The sequence below is a fragment of the Nocardia sp. NPDC051570 genome, from assembly GCF_044454005.1.
Taxonomy (GTDB): domain Bacteria; phylum Actinomycetota; class Actinomycetes; order Mycobacteriales; family Mycobacteriaceae; genus Nocardia.
Window position 1 is genome coordinate 162,693 of the sequence record NZ_JBITDI010000001.1, and the last position, 18,331, is coordinate 181,023.

Below are 18,331 nucleotides of genomic sequence, written 5' to 3' on the forward strand. Positions count from 1 at the left end.
CCCCCAACGCCGCACCCTTTCCCGCGCCTCGCACCCCTTACAGCCGTCCATAAGCGGTGCGGAGTGCGGGAAAGGGTGCGGGGATTGGGGGTGGCTGGGGTTAGTGGGCCGGGTCGAGGCAGCTGAAGGGGGGGTCGACGATCGAGCAGGGGGTCGGGGGGCGGGTGGGGTGGTAGTCGCCGGGGACGCCGCCGTCGGCGATGATGTCGTGGTAGGCGGGTACCGCGTCGGTGGGGTGGCGGGTCAGCGAGGGGTCGGTCTTCACGTCGACGGTGTAGAGGCCGAAACGTGGTGTGTAGGAACCCCATTCGTAGTTGTCGGTGAGACTCCAGTAGTTGTAGCCCATGACGTTCATGCCGTCGGCCCTGGCGCGCTGCAGCCAGTAGACCGTATCGCGCAGATCGTCGGCGCGGGTCCAGCCGTCGTCGCGGGGCGCGCCGTCCTGGGTGGGCATACCGTTCTCGACGATGTAGAGCGGACGACCCGGGAACTGGCGGGCGTAGTGGCGCAGGGCGTAGTAGATGCCCTCGGGTTGCAGGGGAGTCGCCCACGGCGTGTTCTTCAGCAGCGAATCGACCGGGGAGGGCAGGCTGCCGTAGTAGTAGTCGATCCCGATGTAGTCGAGTTTGTCGGCGATCCGATCCTCGAACGGCAGCGCGGCCAGCGACTCGTAGCCCGGCGTATAGGACAGATTGCTGGTCACCATCGCGCCCGGCTGCCGGGAATGGATGTAGTCGTAGATCACCCGATGCGCGGTCACCTGGCGGTCCATCGCCACGCCCGTCTGATCGGCGGGCAGATTGCCCTGGGCGACGTAGATCGGCGGCCCGAGGGTCGGCTCGTTGAAGGTGACCCACAGCGGATCATCGCCCGCGTAGCGATTCACCACCGCACGCGCGTTCGCCAACCAGTCATCGACCATACCCGGATTGCCCCAGCCGCCACGATCGAGCTCCCAGGCGGGGAATACCCAGTGGTCCAGCGTGATCATCGGCCGCATACCCGCCGCGCGGATCGCGCCGATCACATTGTCGTAGAAGCCGAATCCCTGCTCGTCCCACTCCCCCGGCCGAGGCTGCACCCGCGCCCATTCGACGCTGATCCGGTAGACCTTCGCGCCCAGATCGGCCGCCAGCCCGATATCGTCGCGATACCGGTGATAAAAATCGACCGAATCGCCATAGGGATCCGACACCCGGCCCGAATTCGCGTATCGGCTCCAATTGCTGTCGGGCGCGCTGCCCTCGCTCTGGAATCCCGAGGAGGCCACGCCCCACAGGAAATCGCCCCCGACCGGAGGCGCCGCCTGGGCCCGGGCGGGCATCAGCCCGCCGAATGTCAGCACGGCCGCCGCGGCGAGCACGAACGCGGTAGCGGGACGAAAGCCAATCATGCGTCGCAACACCAGCACACCCTCTCGCTCCGTCGAGGACCTCACGCCCCCCGTTTCTACCACCCCGGTACGGTCATCCGACCAACCGACGCGGGATCAGGCCGGCCGGGCCTCGAGGTAGTACTCCGCGCCGACCAGCTGCAGCCAGTGACGCACGCCCGGCGGAGCCCAGCTCGCGGCCGGGTCGTACCGCACGGTCGGATCGGTCAGCAGCACCGGCCCTGCGCCGGTCTCCAGCTCGAATGTCCCGGCGGCGACGATGTTCTTGACCCAGTCCGACTCACGGCCGTAGGTGAGCGCGATCCGGTACGCGCCGTCACGGGCGAAGAGAGTCACCGGGGTGCGATAGCTCCGGCCGGACTTCCGACCCTTGTGCACGACCACCCCGAAGCCGGGTGAGCGGCGCGCGAGCGGGGCCGCGAACCGGTTGGTGACCCGTCGATTGAACTTCGCCAGCGCATGCGGCAACGGCATGAGTGTCCCCTTCTCGGAAGTCCTGCGCACCACAGGCTACGCCGCCACTCCGCCCCGCGGGCCGCGATCCGATCAGGCGACGAAAGGCGCTGCGCACCTGGCCGATCCGCCGCTACCTCGCTAGGGATGCCAGGGGCGGAAACGGACCCGTTGGCCGGGACGGGCCTGCGCCAGTGCGTCGACATCGGCGTCGATCACCGTGCCCACCACCGGATATCCCCCGGTGATCGGATGATCGGCGAGGAAGACCACCGGCTGCCCCGACGGCGGCACCTGGATCGCGCCCAGCGCCATGCCCTCGGTCGGCAGCTCGCCGGAATCGGTGCGCCGCAATGCCGGAGCATCTCCGGCACGGTCCAGCCGCACGCCCACCCGATCGGAGTCGCTGGAGACTTGCCAGCCTCCGGCGAACAGGTCGGCCGGATTGTCGAACCAGTCGTCGCGGGGACCCAATCGGACTCGCGCGGTGACCGGCTCGGCGCTCATCGCGGCGAGCGGGGCCAGGTCGACGCCGGGCCAGCGCCGCGGGGACGGACCGATCGGGAGCTCATCGCCCGCGCGCAGCGGTTCCGGCCCCAGCCCGGCGAGCGTATCGCGGCTGCGCGAGCCGAGCACCGGCGCGAGCGCGATTCCGCCCCGCACCGCCACATAGCACCGCAAACCCACTGGCGCGACACCCAATTCGAGCCGCTGCCCCTGCTCCAGGAACAACACCGAGGCCCGCCCCTCGAGGCGGCCGTCGACCGCGATCGGAGCGGGGGCCCCGGTCACCGTCAGGACGGTCGGGTCCGTCACCGTCAAAACCAAACGCCCGAGCACACATTCGATCGCCGCCGACGATTCCTCGTTGCCCACCAACCGATTCGCCAGCCTCAGAGATCCGCGGTCGGCCGCACCCGACACCCCCACTCCGGCATGGAACCAGCCGCTGCGCCCCAGATCCTGGACGGTGCTGAACATTCCGGGCTCGACCACCCGCAGCGCCGCGCTCATCGCCGCCTCCCGTCCAGGTCCGTACGCACGAAACGCACCCGGGTCCCCGGCCGCAGCAACGCCGGTTCCGGGCGGTCCAGATCCCACAGGGTTGTCTCGGTGCGTCCGATGATCCGCCAGCCGCCGGGCGATTTACGCGGATAGACGGCGCTGTAGCCGCCCGCCAGGGCGACCGCACCGGCCGGAATCGCGGTGCGCGAGCGGTCCCGGCGCGGCACGGCCAAGCCCGCGTCGGGTGCCTCCAGATAGCCGAAGCCCGGGGCGAATCCAACGAAGGCGCAGCGCCAGACGCATCCGGTATGCCGGGCGATGAGTTCTGTTTCGGTCATGCCGAGCAGTTCCGCGGTCTCGGCCAGATCGTCCCCGTCGTAGCGCACCGGGATCATCACAGTGTCACTCGCACTGGGCGTTTCGCTCGATTCGGTCGCGACGGCGTCGGCGGCGGCGCGCAGCCCGTCCTCGACCGTGGCCGCCGTCGCGCCGGGCGCGAGGGTGACCAGCACCGTCCGGGCGGCGGGCAGCAGATCCCCGACGCCCTCGACCGGATGGTCGTGCAGATGCTGGCCGAATCCCGCGGGCGCGAGGTGATCGGGCAGCTCGATGAGCAGCGCACGGTCACCGGCGGGCAGAATTCGCAGCTCGGTCACCCTCACTCCCCACCGCGCGACGAGACGAGGCGTGCCTGCGCCGCGATCATGCGAATGCCCGCAATTCGACACCCTTGGCGGCCAACGCCTCCCGAATCGACCGAGCCATGGCGACCGCCCCCGGCGAATCACCGTGCACACACAGACTGCGCGCGGGCACCGCCACCGGCGCGCCCGCCATATCCCGCGTCGCACCGTCGACCGCGATCGACATCGCCTGCGCCAGTGCCGATTCCTCGCCCAGCACGCTACCCGGCTCGCTGCGCGACACCAGCGTCGCGGCGGGGGTGTAGGCGCGATCGGCGAATCCCTCGGCGTGGAACGGGATTCCCGCATCTTGCGCCGCCGCCTGCAGCTGCGAGCCGGGCAGTCCCAGCACGCTCAACTGCCCGTATTCGGCGATCGCGCAGATGATCGCATCGGCGATATCGCGTTCGGCCGAGGCCGAGTGATACAGCGCCCCATGCGGTTTCACATAGCGGACCCGGTCCCCCGCCGACCGGGCGAAGGCGTCCAGCGCGCCGATCTGGTACAGCGTCTCATCCGCCAGCTCCCGCGGCGCGACCGCCATGGCCCGGCGGCCGAAGCCCGCCAGATCCCGATAGGAGATGTGCGCACCGATCCGTACCCCGCGCGCCACCGCCAGCGCACAGGTGCGCCGCATGATCGACGGATCCCCGGCGTGGAAGCCGCAGGCGATGTTGGCGCTGGTGACGATGTCGAGCAGGGCCGCATCGTCACCCATGGCCCAGGCGCCGAAACCCTCACCGAGATCACTGTTCAGATCGATCATCGCACTCCCTCGATTCGTGACATGTCCTGTCTCACACCAACTCTCACCCACGTATCTCGGGCAGGCCGAGCAGCGCCGGCATCGCGACGCCGCGATCGGGCACCCCGAACAGCATCGCACCCGTCGGCCCGAACGAGGTTCCGGCCGGATAGCCGCCGGGGCCGGCAGGGGTCTCATCGTACGAATCGTTGAACGATCCTGCAATACTGCGATCGGATTCGCAGTGCCCGATTCGGGCACGGTAATCTCGGATCCGATAATCCGCACGTGGATCGGTACCGAGGAGATATGCGATGACCCGCACGGCCGTGGCGACCTATGCGACCCTGGCCGCGCATCGCACCAAACTCGATCGCGCCAGCCGCAGCGCACAGGTCGCCGACATCGTCCGCGACGGCATCCTGGACGGCACCTTCCGGCCGGGCACGCGGCTGTCGGAGCCCGATATCTGTGCGGCGCTGACGGTGTCGCGCAATACGCTGCGCGAGGCGTTCCGCACCCTGATCGAGGAGCGACTGGTCGTCCACGAGCTCAATCGCGGTGTGTTCGTGCGGGTTCCGACCGTCGAGGACATCGCCGAGGTGTATCGGTGCCGCCGCATCGTGGAATGCACCGCGCTGCGCGATCAGCCGCGCATCGGCACCGATACCGCACCCGTCGCGGCCACCCTGGAACGGGCGGATCACTGTGCGGCCCAAGAGGATTGGACCGGTGTCGGCACCGCGGACGTGGACTTCCACCGCGCGGTGACCGCGCTGGGCGGCAGCCGGTTGCTGGATTCGCTCATGGCCGGGGTGTGGAACGAGCTGCGGCTGATCTTCCACGTGGTCGACGATCCGGAGACGTTCCACCGGCCGTATCTGCACCGCAATCACGAGGTCTTCGACGCGCTGTCCGGCGGGTCGGCGGAGGCGGCGGCCGGGCTGCTCGCCGACTACCTCGGCGACGCGGAGGCGCAGCTGCGCGCCGCGTACGCTGCCGCGCATGGGTGAGATGATCGCGGTCTACGACCGCGCCGGGCGTCCGATCGGCGCCGAGGAACGGTCGGTCGTCTACGCCGAGGGGCTGTGGCACGCCAGCGCGGGTGTGCTGGTGCGCTCGGGCGACGGCGAGCGGCTCTATGTGCACCGACGCACCGAGACCAAGGCCGTATTCGCCGGAATGCACGATTGCCTGGCGGGCGGCGTGGTCGGCCCCGGCGAGGATCCGCTGACCGCCGCGGTGCGCGAGCTGGGCGAGGAATTGGGCATCGAGATCGACGAAAACGAGGACGGCCCACTGCCTTTGGCGAGCGCCTCCTGGGACGGCGAATGGGCGGGCAGGCCCATGCGCTGCCACCTGTTCGCCTACGAACTGCGCTACGACGGCCCCATCCGGCATCAGATCGAGGAGATCGCCGCGGGGTGGTGGTGGACCGATACCGAACTACGCGCCCGCCTGTCGGATCCGACCTGGCCCTTCGTGCCCGATACGCGAGTGCTGATTTCCGACATGTTGGGCTGAGACACCGATGTGGCGCCCCCGAAACACCGAGCAGCCCACCGGGTCTGCGGGGCCGGTGGGCTGTCGGTTGTGCGCTTTCGCGCGTCTATTCGGCGCTGCCTGACAGCAGCTTCAGGATGGTTCGGGCCAGCAGGTCGGCCAGCAGGCCCGCTGCGGAACCTGTGTCCATGGTGTTCTCCTCATCTCCGGGTCGCCGCTACTCGTTACGTAGCAACGACTGAAGCATGCCTGATTCACTTCTGGACAGAAGCGGTTTTCGGCCCAGGAACGGACCAACGAGTCATGAACCCCTATAACATTTCTTAGGCTAACGATTATCCGGGTGAGGTGACCGCGCCCGCCCATGCGGCGAACGCGCCCGGATTACGGGTCTGCAGCAGCACTCGCCCCGGCCCGGTGAAGTCGAATACCAGGCCCTCCCCCGACTTCAGCGACTGCAGCGACCGGCCCGAGACCGCCCGCCGGATACTGAACTTCACCGCCAGGTCGTAGGCGACCACATGTCCGCTATCGATGGTCACCGGTTCGCCGGGTCGCAGATCGAATACGTCGATCGCGCCGAACACCCCCAGCACCACCTCCCCCTGCCCGTGCGCGCGCAGCCCGAAGCCGCCCTCGCCGCCGAACAGGTTGGCCAGCCCGCCCCATTTCGTTTCCACCTGCACACCATGGGAATTCGCGATCCAGCTGCCGCGGCTGATGAAATACGGCCGCTCCTGCGCCAGCGGCACCGCCAGCATATCGCCGGGCAGGGCGGGCGCGACGTCGACCCACCCGCCCTGCGGCGGCGCGGTGAACGTCGAGACGAAGAACGACTCGCCCGCCAGCACCGACCGCTTCAACCCCGCCAGCAGCCCGCCCTCGGCCTTGGCCGTGAGCGTGACCCCGGCCGAATGTGCCACCATGGCACCGCTTTCCACCCGCATCGGCTCGCCCCCCGCGAGGAAGCAGCGCGCGATGGTCGAGGAGGGATTGTGCCGCAATTCCGCCTTCATGCGGGCGACAGTAACAGTGCTCGGTACCGATCCGGCCTACCGCGCATAGGCGTCGGCGACGGTGAGCACCTCATCGAGGATCCCGAGGCCGTGGCGCACCTCGTCGGCACTGGTCGTCAGCGGCGGGGCCAGCTGCAGGCGGTTGGCGGCGGCGAACGGCCACAGCCCGCGATCCTTGGCGGCGGCTACGACCCGGCCCATGGGTTCGGCCGCCGGACCGGCCGCCGCGAACGGAATCAGCGGTTCGCGCGAGACCGGATCGCGGACCAGCTCCAGCGCCCAGAAGAAGCCCAGCCCGCGCACCTCGCCGACCGACCGATGCCGAGTCGCCAAGTCCTGCAAGCCCTTTCCGAGCACATCCGCGCCGACGGTCCGCACATGGTCGAGGATGCCGTCGCGCTCGAACACCGTGATCGAGGCCACCCCGGCCGCACACGCCAGCGGATGCCCCGCATAGGTGAGCCCGCCCGGATAGACCGTGTGGTCGTAGCGGGCGGCGATCGGTTCGGCGATGAGCACCCCGCCCAGTGGCACATAGCCGGAGTTCACACCCTTGGCGAAGGTGATCAGATCCGGGGCGACGTCGAAGGCCTGTACGGCGAACCATTCGCCCACTCGGCCGAAGCCGGCCATCACCTCGTCGGCGATGTAGACGATGCCGAATTCGTCGCACAGCTCCCGCACCCCGGCCAGATAGCCGGGCGGCGGCACCAGCACGCCGTTGGTGCCGACCACCGTCTCCAGGATCAGCCCGGCGATATGCTGCGGGCCCTCCAGTTCGATCACCTGCCGCAGATGCCGCAGCGCGGCGGCGGTCTCCTCCTCGGGACTCGTTGTCTGCCAGGCGGATCGGTACGGATAGGGACCGAAGAAGCGGATCACGTCGACATTGGTGGGCTCGGCGCCCCAGCGGCGCGGCTCGCCGGTCAGGCCGATCGCGGTGCCGGTGCCCCCGTGATAGGAGCGGTAGGCCGACAGCATCTTGGTGCGCCCGGTGTAGCTGCGCGCCAACCGCACCGCATGTTCGACGGCCTCCGCGCCGCCGGTGGTGAACAGCACCCGGTTCAGCGCTCCGGGCGCGCGGTCGACGATCATGCGGGCGAGTTCGCTGCGCACCTCGTTGCCGACGGTCGGGGAGATCGTGGTGAGCGTATTCGCCTGCGCCACAATGGCGGCCACGATATCCGGATGCTGGTGGCCGATATTGACGTTCACCAGCTGCGAGGCGAAGTCCAGATACCGTTTTCCGGTGGCGTCCCAGAACCAGGAACCCGACGCGCCGGTGATCGGCACCGGATTCACCGCCGCCTGCGCGCTCCAGGGGTAGAAGACATGGTCCATCACTTACCGCCTTCGGTCAGCGTCACGGTCTGCCATCGATGTTCTGCCACCCGATCCACCCAGCCGCCACCCCAACCACCCAACGTCGCACCCTTTCCCGCGCTTCGCACCCGTTGCGGGCGGCTGGAGGGGGTGCGAAGTGCGGGAGGGGGTGCGACGTTGGGATGTCATCCGGCGCTCTGGGTGGCGGGGAGGGGGTGGGTCAGGTGGGGGAGGACCGATTCGCCGTAGGCGTCGAGGGTGGCGGTCTTCGCGTCGTGTTGGAGGTAGACGGCGAATTGGTCGACGCCCAGGGCCTCCAGTTCGTGGAGGCGGTGGACGTGTTCGTCGGGGGTGCCCAGGAGGCAGAAGCGGTCCACGATGGCGTCGGGGACGAAGTCCGCGTGGGTGTTGCCCGCGCGGCCGTGCTGGTTGTAGTCGTAGCCGGTGCGACCGGCGATGTAGTCGGTCAGCGCGGCCGGAACCTCGCTGTCGGCACCGTATTTCGCGACGATATCGGCGACGTGGTTGCCGACCATGCCGCCGAACCACCGGCACTGTTCGCGGGCGTGCGCGAGCGCCTCCTTGGATCCGTCGGTGATATAGGCCGGGGCGGCCACGCAGATCGTGACCTCGTCCGGATCGCGGCCCGCCCGCTCGGCGGCCGCCCGCACCCGCGCGACGGTCCACGCCGTGATATCCGGATCGGCCAGCTGCAGGATGAATCCGTCGGCCACCTCACCGGTCAGATCCAGCGCCTTGGGGCCGTATCCGGCCACCCACACCCCGAGCCGGGAGTCCCGCGCCCAGGGGAACCGGACCTCGGTATCGCCCACCCGGGCGCTGCGGCCGTTACCCAATTCCCTGATCACGCCGATGGATTCGCGCAGCCGAGCCAATGTCGCCGGTGGGTGGCCGATGGTGCGCAGCGCCGAATCGCCCCGGCCGATACCGCAGACCGTCCGATTGCCGAACATCTCATTGAGGGTGGCGAAGGTCGACGCGGTGACCGTCCAATCCCGGGTGGACGGATTGGTCACCATCGGACCCACCATGACCTTGCGAGTCACCGCCAGGATTTGGCTGTAGATGACATAGGGATCCTCCCACAGCAGATGGGAATCGAACGTCCACACATGCGAAAAGCCGTGTGTCTCAGCGATTCTCGCCAGCTCCACCACCCGCGAGGCGGGCGGCGTGCACTGCAGGACCACACCGATATCCATGGGGCACACTCCGTTTCCGGTCTTGTCAGATCAGGTTCTGCGACAGTCCGCGCGAGACGAACCGGCCGTGACCGGCGCGGCCCAGATAGCGGTCGTCCTCGACGATCATCCTCCCGCGCGAAAGCACCGCGTCGACGTGACCGTCGATCTCGAACCCCTCATAGGCCGAGTAGTCCATATTCATGTGATGGGTCTTGCCGAGCCCGATGCTGGTGTGCCCGTTCGGGTCGTAGATCACGACGTCGGCGTCCGCACCCGGACTGATCACGCCCTTGCGCGGATACATCCCGAACATGCGCGCCGGTGTCGTGGCGCACACGTCGACCCAGCGCTCCAGCGAGATCCGGCCGTCCTTGACGCCCTGGAACATCAGATCCATCCGATGCTCGACACCGCCGATACCGTTGGGGATCTTACTGAAATCGCCGATGCCCAGCTCCTTCTGATCCTTCATGCAGAACGGGCAGTGATCGGTGGCGACCGAGGTGACATCGCCGGTGCGGATATAGCGCCACAGCTCGTCCTGATGACCCTCGGCGCGGGCACGCAGCGGCGTCGAGCACACCCACTTCGCGCCCTCGAAACCCGGTGCGCCCAACTGCTCTTCGAGCGACAGGTACAGATACTGCGGACAGGTCTCGCCGAAGACGTTCTGCCCCTTGCCCCGCGCGTCCGCGATCTGTTCGAGGGCCTGTTTGGCCGAGACGTGCACCACGTACAGCGGCGCGCCGGTCAACTGCGCCAACATGATCGCCCGATGCGTGGCCTCCTCCTCCATCTGCCAGGGCCGCGTCGTGCCGTGGAAGTAGGGTGCGGTGTTACCACGCTGAATCGATTGCGCGACAAGCACATCGATCGCGATACCGTTCTCGGCGTGCATCATCAGCAGCGCGCCGAGGTCGGCACTGGTCTGCATGGCCCGCAGGATCTTGCCGTCGTCGGAGTAGAACACGCCCGGATAGGCCATGAACAGCTTGAAACTGGTCACGCCCTCGGCCACCAATTCGGCCATACCCTTAAGGGATTCGTCGTTGACGTCACCGATGATCTGATGAAAGCCATAGTCGATGGCGCACTGCCCGTCGGCCTTGCCGTGCCAGGCCCCGAGCGCATCCTGCACCCGCACGCCCGGCGTCTGCACCACGAAGTCGACGATGGTCGTCGTGCCGCCGAACGCCGCGGCACGCGTGCCGGTTTCGAAGGTATCGGAGGCCTCGGTACCGCCGAAGGGCATCTGCATATGGGTATGGGCGTCCACGCCGCCGGGAATCACGTACTTCCCGGTCGCGTCGATGATCGTCTCGGCCGCGGCCGCCGGATCCGCGCCGAAGATCGACGCGCCCGGCCGCACGACCGCGGCGATGGTCTCACCGTCGATCAGGACATCGAGCGCCTGAGATCCGGTGGCGGACACCACGATTCCACCACGGATGAGAGTTCGAGTCACGGCGTCACCAGCGGTCCGTAGGCATCGGGGCGGCGGTCGCGGTAGAAGGCCCAGCGGTCGCGCACGACCTTGATCAGGTCCATATCCAGATCGCGGACGACGATCTCGGGCGCGGTGTCGGAGGCGACCTCGCCCACGAACTTGCCCTCGGGATCGACGAAGTAGCTCGTGCCGTAGAAGTCGTCGTCGCCGTAATCGCTTTCGACGCCGACCCGGTTGATCGCCCCGATGTAGTACTCGTTGGCGACCGCCGCGGCGGGCTGCTCGAGCTTCCACAGATAGGCCGACAGGCCGCGCGAGGTCGCCGAGGGGTTGAATACGATCTCCGCACCCGCCAGGCCCAGCGCGCGCCAGCCCTCCGGGAAGTGCCGGTCGTAGCAGATGTACACCCCGATCCGGCCGACCGCGGTGTCGAATATCGGCCAGCCCAGATTGCCGGGCCGGAAGTAGAACTTCTCCCAGAACCCGCTCACGTGCGGAATGTGGTGTTTTCGATACTTACCGAGGTAGCTGCCGTCGGCGTCGATCACCGCCGCGGTGTTGTACAGCAGGCCCGGCTGCTCCTGCTCGTACACTGGCAGCACCATCACCAGGCCCAGTTCCTTCGCCAGCGCGGCGAAACGCTCGGTCGTGGGTCCGGGCACCGATTCGGCGTAGTCGTAGAACTTCGCGTCCTGTAGCTGACAGAAGTAGGGCCCGTAGAACAACTCCTGGAAACAGATCACCCGAGCACCCGCCGCGGCGGCGTGGCGCGCATAGTCCTCGTGCGCCTTGATCATGGACTCCTTATCGCCGGTCCAGTCGGTTTGGACGAGAGCGGCTCGAACGATTGCCATGCTTTGTGATTGTGCACCCTGAAGCAGTTCCGTTGTGTTACAACGGCGAGGAAACAGTTTCGAGATCGTAAATCCTGGTCCCGATGATGGTCCGTGCCCGCGCTCCCCCGGAGAATGACGCTTGTGACCACCGACCCCTACCCGCTACCCCCGGCGGCCCCACGCTTCGCCGCGGCCCGCCCGGGCGGCTTCTGATGGCGCCCGCCGCCTCCGAACCGGCGCTCGCCCGCGGCGACGCCCCGGCCGAGCCGATCGCGGTCGTGGCCGATCTCGGCGATCGGACGGCGGCGGGGATCGCGGCGGCGGTGAGCCGGGCCATTCGGTCGGGCACGCTCGAATCGGGCGCTCGGCTGCCGACCGTGCGGGAGATGGCCCGGGAACTCAAGGTCTCCCCCGCGACGGTGAATCAGGCCTGGCGGGCGCTGGCGGCCACGGGGGCGATCGTGGCCCGGGGTCGGGCGGGCACCTTCGTCGGAACGCCGGCGCCCGGACCGGCCGCGATCCCGATCGGGCGCTATCAACGCCTCCATCCCCGCTCGGACAACGCCTTTCGGATCGATCTGTCCCGGGGCGTGCCGGATCCCGAGCTGCTTCCGGATCTCACCGCCGCCATGCGGGTGCTCGCCCGCGACGGCGCGATCGATCATCTGTCGGCGACCTATCTGGGCGATGCCATGCTGCCCGAGCTCCAGACGCGGGTCCGCGACGAATGGCCCTGTCGCGCTGAGCGTTTCACGGTCCTCGACGGTGCGCTCGACGCGATCGACCGGGTGCTCACCGCGCATGTGCGATTCGGCGATGCGGTGCTGGTCGAAAACCCGTGCTTCCCACCGTTTCTCGATCTGCTGGCCCGGCTCGGAGCGCGGGCCGTACCGGTCGCCATGGACGAATCCGGCTTGCTGCCCGGCGAACTCGCCGCCGCGGTGGCCGCGAACGATCCGACCGCACTGCTGCTGCAGCCACGCGCACAGAACCCGACCGGAGTGTCGGCGACGGCGCGACGGATGCGCGAGCTCGCCGAAACGCTCTCGGGCACAGACGTACTCGTCGTAGAGGACGATCACGCCGCGGGTATCGCCCACGCACCACCGCGCTCGCTGGGCGCAAAGCTCCCCGATCGCACGGTGCACATCCGGTCCTATTCCAAATCCCATGGCGCCGATCTGCGCCTGGCCGTGGCCGGGGGACCCGCCGAGGTGCTGGATCCGGTCGTCGAACGCCGCATGCTCGGCCCGGGCTGGACCAGCCGGCTGCTGCAGCGCGTGCTGCTGCATATGCTGACCGACGAGGCGGCCCGCACGGCCGTCGCGAGCGCGCGCGACGCCTATCGGGCGCGCACCGACGCGCTCCGCAAAGCTCTTGCACGTCAGGGCATTTCGCTACCGCGACCGGATGGGATCAACCTGTGGCTGCCGGTCGCCGACGAGAACGCCGCGATGATCTCGCTGGCCGCCGCGGGTATCAAGGCCGCGCCCGGCGGCCCGTTCGAGGTGACCGATCGGCGCGCGAGCGACCATCTGCGGATCACGGTCGCGGCCATTCCCGACGGCGAGATCACCTCGGTGGCAGCACATCTGGCGGCCGCCGCGGCCGCGCTGCCGACCTACCGCCGCATCCGTCGGGGCTGACCGCCCGCAGGCGATCAGCCACGACGATCCTCAGAACCGAACCGATTGCGGCGCAACACCGGTCGGGCAGGTCATGCCCATCGACGCCGCGCTCATCGGCTGAATCAGCCAGGTCACCGGCAGCTGCGCGGTCGGGCACATGGCGATGCCCGTGACCGTCTGCTCTTCGGCGGTGCTGTTCACGCAGATCGAGGCCGCGCAGTACACCCCGTCGGGAATGGCCGCCGTCGCCGGACCCGCCGCGGCCACCGCGATACCGATTCCCGTCACACCCACAGCGATGCGTTTCATCCGTGCTCCGTTCTCGCCCCCGGCCACCGCCGGGCCAATGGTTATCAACGAGCAACTGCTTCGGCACACTGTAGAGCGTCGCGACGGTGTCCTCGGCTCGCCATGCCCGAACGAAGACACACCGACCGGCTGCCATCTTTTCCGCATCGATTCACGGACTCCCTCGACCGGCGCGGCGTCGGACATGGAATGATCCCGACGACATCTTCCCTGTGCGACCGGATCAAGGAGGCTCCCCCCGGTGCAGAGCGTTCCGCAGATTTCCGAGCTCGACCCCACCACCCCGGCCCGGCGAATTCGCCGCCGCCGCACGACGCTTCGACGCCTCGGCATGGTGGCCGCGGGTGTCGGTATCGCGATCCTGGTCACGGGTCGTGCCTTCGCCGTGCCCGCCCCGGCCCACACCGCGACGCCCGGCTGCATGACCGCGGCCGACGCGCAGCCCAAGCAGGAGTCGTGGCCCGCCGAGCCCGGCATGTCGATCAATCAGGACGCCCCCTACAAGGCGAGCCTGCAGACCAACTGCGGCACGATCGCCCTGTCGATGGACGCCGAGCACGCCCCGCGCACGGTCAACTCCTTCAAGTTCCTGTCCGACCAGCAGTACTTCGACAACACCCGCTGCCACCGCCTGACCACCGCGGGCATCTTCGTCCTGCAGTGCGGCGATCCGACGGCCACCGGCACCGGCACGCCGGGCTACCGATTCGACGACGAGAACCTGGCCGGCGCAACGTATCCCGCGGGCACGGTCGCCATGGCCAACTCCGGTCCGAACACCAACGGCAGCCAGTTCTTCCTGGTCTACGCCAACTCCGCCCTGCCCCCGAGCTACACCCCCTTCGGCCGCATCACCGAGGGCATGGACGTCCTGCAGAACATCGCGGCAGGCGGCACCCGTGACGGCGCACCCGACGGCGCACCCGCCACAGATATCGTCCTGCAGCAGGTGAAGACCACCGAGTAACACCCGGGACCGACGCACCCGCGAATCCCGCGGAAGTTCCGTGCGGGACCGTGGAATCGAACCCGCAGAGCTCCAGGGGAGGTGCCCGTCGGGCGGGCCCGGTTTCCCATCTGCCGCAACGGGACGAACCGGGCGCGCATGGGTGGACCGGCCCGCATGAGTGGACCGGCCCGCATGGATGGACCGACTCGCATAGGTCGACCGACTCGAATGGGTGGACCGGTCCGCAGCGTGGATCGGCCCGCTCCACTACGGCGGTCCCGTCCTCAGCCCAGGCGCAGCATCCCCGGCCATGCCTGGGACCACGGGGTTTTCGGGTTGTCGCAGCGCCAGATCGTGAGGTCGCTGTTGACGGTCGGGAAGCCGAGGCGGGTGTGCACGTGGCCGATCGGCGTCACCGTGGCGAAGTGGGAGCGCAGATCGGCTTCGTCACCGTTGACCCAGAGCACGGTGGTCGCCGAATCCGGTGGCGTGCCGAAGTAGCCGAAACCGCGGTTGGGGCTGTAGACGGCGGGCAGGCCGTCGTCGGTGCGATAGAAGTCCAATGCGCTTGCCTGCCAGTAGGAGTCGGTGACGATCACGGCATGTGCGCGCTGCGGCTCGGGGAGCGCGCGGTAGGCCGCGGCGACGGATGTGGCCAATTCCGGCCAGCCCAGTTTGCCGTAGACCGTCAGCTGCGCGGCCGCCGCATCGGCGTCGGCGGCGGGTCGCAGATCCCGCTCCGGCTTGAACGGCAACGCGGCCACCACGGTCACCGCCGAGACCACCGCCAGCAGTGCCGCCACGATCGTGCGCCAGCGCGCCGCGCGCCGCGTCCACAGCACCGCCCCCGCCGCCATCACCACCGGATAGCTCCCCACGACGTAGTAGGGACGGCCATCGGTGATCATGAACGCCGCGAACAACACCAATGGCACGACGCCGAGGAACCGGTACGGGCGCAGCGCCTCGAAGCGGAACAGCGCCACCATCCCGCAGACCACCAGCGTGAGTCCCAGCACACCGGCGGCCAGCAAGGCCAGCGGAACGAAGGTCACCCGCCCGCCGCTCGTGTCCGCTTCGGCCGCGACCTGAGCGCCCATCCCCAGCTGCGGCCAGCCGTGCCGGGCCTGCCAGAACAGACTGGGCAGCATGGTCAATGCCGTCAGCGCCGCACCCCACCACAGCGCCGGTCGCCGCAGCAGCTCGCGCGGCCCGCAGCTCAGCACGCCGATCGCCGCCGCCAGCCAGAAGAACGGGACCAGCCACTTCACCTGCATATCGATCGCGGTGACGACTCCCGCCCATAGCAGCAGATCATCCCGGCGAGTGCGCACCCAGCGCACCAGCAGCCAGCCGAGCGTCACCCACAGCGCGGTATCGATCGCGTTGGTGGACAACTGATCTCCCTGAACCAGCAGGAATATCGAGCTGGCGTAGGCGACCGCGGTCAGCACCTGCGCCGCGCGCGATCCGCCGAGTTCGCGGGCGGTCTGCGCGCTGACCACGATCGCCGCCAGGGTCACCAGCACCGCCGGAATACGCTGCGCCACCATCGAATTCGGGGCGATCATATCCATGAGACGGGAGATCGCGGGCAGCAGCGGCCCCTGATCGGCATAGCTCTCCGCCAGCCGGCGCCCGGCGGCGATGAAGTACAGCTCATCGCCGAAGAATCCGTAGCGCCCGATCGAGGCCAGCAACGCGGCCGCCGCGACGACGACCACCGCCGCGACCCCCGCCGTGGCGAACGGCGGCCGCTCGACACTCGTATCCGGGTGCCGCACATCGGTTTCCAACCCAGTGCTCATTCGCCCTTCCCCTTCCGGGTGGCCAGATCGAACAACCGGCACACCTCGTCGGCGTATGTGCCCGCATCCCAGTCGGGTTCGCGAATGGCGCGCCCGGCCGCCCCGTCGATGGTGTCGCGCATGACCTTCGCCATCACGACCGGATCGAAATCGCCGAAGACACCGGTGTCCTGTCCGGCGCGCAGGATGTCGATGAGGGGCCGGATGATCGGCTCCTCGCCGCCCTCGGAGGTGAACCGCAGCGTGCCGTCGGCATTGCGCAGATTCAGCACCACATCCGTCAGCACGGCCACATATATCCGATTCGCGTCGATGAACTGCAGATTCGATGCGAGGTAGGTCATCAGCTGGTCATGGGGCCCCACGGCCGCGCCGATCAACGGAGTCATGAACTCTCCCCCGGAGACGTAGAGCTGAATGACCAGTTCGGCCATCAACTCGTCCTTGCCGTCGAAGTGATAGGAGATGACGCCCTTGGAGATCCCCGCCCGCTTCGCGATCCGAGCCAACGAGGCATTGGCGTACCCGACCTCGGAGATCACCTCGACAGCCGCCGCGATGATCTGCCGCCGCCGCGCCTCCTCGATGAACGACCGTCGCCGGCCCTCCGTTTCATTTTCTGGCCGCATGGACAGATTTTAGTCCTGGCGGCCAAGATCGCTCAACCCACAGCTTCCTGGGGCAACGACAAAGGCCGCGCCCCTGATGGGGACGCGGCCTCGTGGATATCCGATTCGGAGGTACCGGCCCTCGTCACTATCCCCGTACGCGGCGAATACTCGCCGCAAAATCGTCGAGCGCATGGAGGATCTCGTCGGCCTGCCACACTCGGTTACGAGCCTGTTTCGATGTTTGGTGCAGGACGCCGGCCTCAACCAGCCGGTCCACGGCGCGCTGGGCCGCCACCTCACTGACTCCGAATGTGCGTACCACGAACGGAGTGTTCACTACTGGTTGAGCGACGAGTGCATCGATAATGCGCCACACCGCGGAATCCCTTCTGGCAGTGACCCGCTCGCGGTAGTCCCGCCGCACAGCCGACAACTGCTCGACGAGCCGCGTGCCGCCGCCGATGGCGAAGAACGTCGCGTCGACAAACTGGCGGACGATCGGCTCCGGATCTCCGGCACGATAGCTCATCAGGGCATTGAAGTAGCTGGTCGTGCTCACCAAAAGCCCGGCCGAAATGGGCACGGTCACATGCCGAGTCAGCTCCCTTCCGCTCAGCATCGCATGGACCAGCGCACGACCTGTGCGACCGTTTCCGTCGGTGAACGGATGAATGGTCTCGAACTGGGCGTGTGCGAGCGCGATATGAGCGAGCGCCGGGATATCGTCCCGATGCACGAAGGCGATCAGATCATCGATCGCGGCAGGCACTAGGTCCTGGTGTGGTGGAACGAAATCCGCGGCATGCGGGCCGATGTTGCTGCCGCCGATCCATACCTGTTCGGTGCGCCACTGCCCCGCATGATCGGGATCGGATTCGGCGAGCAGTTCCCGATGCATCGCCAGGATCGTCTCCGCGTCGACATGGCGGCTCAGTGCCACGGCGGCCTCCATAGAGCGCACATTGGCGGTAACAATGCGTGCGTTCCGGTTCGAATGCTCCCCGAGTTCGGCCAATGCCAGCTGTCGGGCGCCGACAGTCAGATTCTCGATCTGCGACGAGGCCGAGCTCTCCGTCCGAAGTAGCACCGCACTCATCGGCCCGAGTTCACACTCGGAACCGAGTTCGCTGGAGACATGAGCATCGAACCGAGCCAGCTCGTGCGCAGCTTCCTCCGCTTCGGTGAGCAGTGCCACCGGCAGCCGGATCGGCACCTCCGCGATCGCAGGACCGACCGCTGCCAAATAGGGGCCCGCATGCCTGCGCAGCTGCGTCCGCGAGGCGTGGGTGTCCGGCATCGCCCAGGAGCGCTGCTCGTACCCGACCACCGGCCATGTGGTCACTACCGGATCGTTTGCCACATCCGGACCTTACCAAACCTTATCGGGCTAAGGTTTGGTAAGGCGGATCGCTAGCCA

General features: G+C 68.2%; 18 protein-coding genes. 4 read left to right on the forward strand and 14 right to left on the reverse strand.

All coding sequences use genetic code 11. From position 1 onward, the window contains the following. Positions 1 to 100: 100 nt before the first annotated feature. The 5 genes from ACIA76_RS00745 to ACIA76_RS00765 all read right to left on the reverse strand — a co-directional run bounded on the left by ACIA76_RS00745 (position 101) and on the right by ACIA76_RS00765 (position 4,300). Positions 101 to 1,393 (reverse strand): glycoside hydrolase family 1 protein, encoded by a 1,293-nt coding sequence (locus ACIA76_RS00745; RefSeq protein ID WP_397147921.1) that lies wholly within the window; start codon positions 1,391 to 1,393, stop codon positions 101 to 103. Between the two features lie 96 nt (positions 1,394 to 1,489). Continuing rightward, positions 1,490 to 1,867, reverse strand: a complete 378-nt coding sequence (locus ACIA76_RS00750) for a nitroreductase family deazaflavin-dependent oxidoreductase (RefSeq protein ID WP_397146876.1) — start codon at positions 1,865 to 1,867, stop codon at positions 1,490 to 1,492. A 120-nt stretch (positions 1,868 to 1,987) separates the two neighbouring features. Continuing rightward, positions 1,988 to 2,860, reverse strand: a complete 873-nt coding sequence (locus tag ACIA76_RS00755) for a biotin-dependent carboxyltransferase family protein (RefSeq protein WP_397146878.1) — start codon at positions 2,858 to 2,860, stop codon at positions 1,988 to 1,990. Further along, positions 2,857 to 3,507, reverse strand: coding sequence for an allophanate hydrolase subunit 1 (locus ACIA76_RS00760; RefSeq protein WP_397146880.1), 651 nt, complete (start codon positions 3,505 to 3,507; stop codon positions 2,857 to 2,859). Before ACIA76_RS00760 ends, ACIA76_RS00755 begins: the two co-directional genes overlap by 4 nt. Positions 3,508 to 3,553: 46 nt before the next feature. Next, positions 3,554 to 4,300 carry a LamB/YcsF family protein gene (locus tag ACIA76_RS00765; RefSeq protein WP_397146882.1) on the reverse strand — a complete coding sequence of 249 codons (747 nt, stop codon included), beginning with the start codon at positions 4,298 to 4,300 and terminating at the stop codon, positions 3,554 to 3,556. Positions 4,301 to 4,593: 293 nt separating this feature from the next. Here ACIA76_RS00765 and ACIA76_RS00770 point away from each other — a divergent pair, with 293 nt between their 5' ends. Together ACIA76_RS00770 and ACIA76_RS00775 are read left to right on the forward strand one after the other, a co-directional pair. Continuing rightward, positions 4,594 to 5,292, forward strand: a complete 699-nt coding sequence (locus tag ACIA76_RS00770) for a GntR family transcriptional regulator (RefSeq protein WP_397146884.1) — start codon at positions 4,594 to 4,596, stop codon at positions 5,290 to 5,292. Continuing rightward, positions 5,285 to 5,803, forward strand: a complete 519-nt coding sequence (locus ACIA76_RS00775) for an NUDIX domain-containing protein (RefSeq protein ID WP_397146886.1) — start codon at positions 5,285 to 5,287, stop codon at positions 5,801 to 5,803. The genes ACIA76_RS00770 and ACIA76_RS00775 overlap by 8 nt, the downstream gene beginning before the upstream one ends. A 314-nt stretch (positions 5,804 to 6,117) precedes the next feature. On the opposite strand, the gene ACIA76_RS00780 is transcribed toward ACIA76_RS00775, so the two are convergent. The 5 genes from ACIA76_RS00780 to ACIA76_RS00800 all read right to left on the reverse strand — a co-directional run bounded on the left by ACIA76_RS00780 (position 6,118) and on the right by ACIA76_RS00800 (position 11,627). Continuing rightward, positions 6,118 to 6,798 (reverse strand): TIGR00266 family protein, encoded by a 681-nt coding sequence (locus ACIA76_RS00780; protein WP_397146888.1) that lies wholly within the window; start codon positions 6,796 to 6,798, stop codon positions 6,118 to 6,120. A gap of 36 nt (positions 6,799 to 6,834) precedes the next feature. Next, complete coding sequence (locus ACIA76_RS00785) at positions 6,835 to 8,139, reverse strand: aspartate aminotransferase family protein (RefSeq protein WP_397146890.1); 1,305 nt, start codon at positions 8,137 to 8,139, stop codon at positions 6,835 to 6,837. 167 nt (positions 8,140 to 8,306) lie between these two features. Further along, a complete protein-coding gene (locus ACIA76_RS00790) occupies positions 8,307 to 9,344 on the reverse strand; it encodes a TIGR03842 family LLM class F420-dependent oxidoreductase (RefSeq protein WP_397146892.1) in 1,038 nt (345 codons plus the stop codon). Between the two features lie 25 nt (positions 9,345 to 9,369). Continuing rightward, entirely contained in the window at positions 9,370 to 10,791 is a 1,422-nt protein-coding gene (hydA, locus tag ACIA76_RS00795; protein ID WP_397146894.1) for a dihydropyrimidinase, read from the reverse strand. Continuing rightward, positions 10,788 to 11,627: a nitrilase-related carbon-nitrogen hydrolase gene (locus ACIA76_RS00800; RefSeq protein WP_397146896.1), complete on the reverse strand. Its 840-nt coding sequence runs from the start codon at positions 11,625 to 11,627 to the stop codon at positions 10,788 to 10,790. The genes hydA and ACIA76_RS00800 overlap by 4 nt, the downstream gene beginning before the upstream one ends. 194 nt (positions 11,628 to 11,821) lie before the next feature. Between ACIA76_RS00800 and ACIA76_RS00805 the strand changes: the two genes are divergently transcribed. Then, positions 11,822 to 13,255 (forward strand): PLP-dependent aminotransferase family protein, encoded by a 1,434-nt coding sequence (locus ACIA76_RS00805; protein WP_397146898.1) that lies wholly within the window; start codon positions 11,822 to 11,824, stop codon positions 13,253 to 13,255. A gap of 30 nt (positions 13,256 to 13,285) precedes the next feature. Here ACIA76_RS00805 and ACIA76_RS00810 read toward each other — a convergent pair whose 3' ends face one another. After that, the gene (locus ACIA76_RS00810) at positions 13,286 to 13,546 is read right to left on the reverse strand and encodes a hypothetical protein (protein WP_397146900.1); all 261 of its coding nucleotides are present in this window, start codon (positions 13,544 to 13,546) and stop codon (positions 13,286 to 13,288) included. A 241-nt stretch (positions 13,547 to 13,787) separates the two neighbouring features. Here ACIA76_RS00810 and ACIA76_RS00815 point away from each other — a divergent pair, with 241 nt between their 5' ends. After that, a complete protein-coding gene (locus tag ACIA76_RS00815) occupies positions 13,788 to 14,513 on the forward strand; it encodes a peptidylprolyl isomerase (RefSeq protein ID WP_397146902.1) in 726 nt (241 codons plus the stop codon). 266 nt (positions 14,514 to 14,779) lie between these two features. Here the strand turns inward: ACIA76_RS00815 and ACIA76_RS00820 are convergent, their stop codons facing one another. From ACIA76_RS00820 to ACIA76_RS00830, 3 genes are all read right to left on the reverse strand, one after another. Then, positions 14,780 to 16,303, reverse strand: coding sequence for an ArnT family glycosyltransferase (locus ACIA76_RS00820; protein WP_397146904.1), 1,524 nt, complete (start codon positions 16,301 to 16,303; stop codon positions 14,780 to 14,782). Then, entirely contained in the window at positions 16,300 to 16,932 is a 633-nt protein-coding gene (locus ACIA76_RS00825) for a TetR/AcrR family transcriptional regulator (RefSeq protein ID WP_397146906.1), read from the reverse strand. Before ACIA76_RS00825 ends, ACIA76_RS00820 begins: the two co-directional genes overlap by 4 nt. Before the next feature lie 127 nt (positions 16,933 to 17,059). Then, positions 17,060 to 18,211: a Fic family protein gene (locus ACIA76_RS00830; protein ID WP_397147923.1), complete on the reverse strand. Its 1,152-nt coding sequence runs from the start codon at positions 18,209 to 18,211 to the stop codon at positions 17,060 to 17,062. Positions 18,212 to 18,331 lie beyond the last annotated feature (120 nt).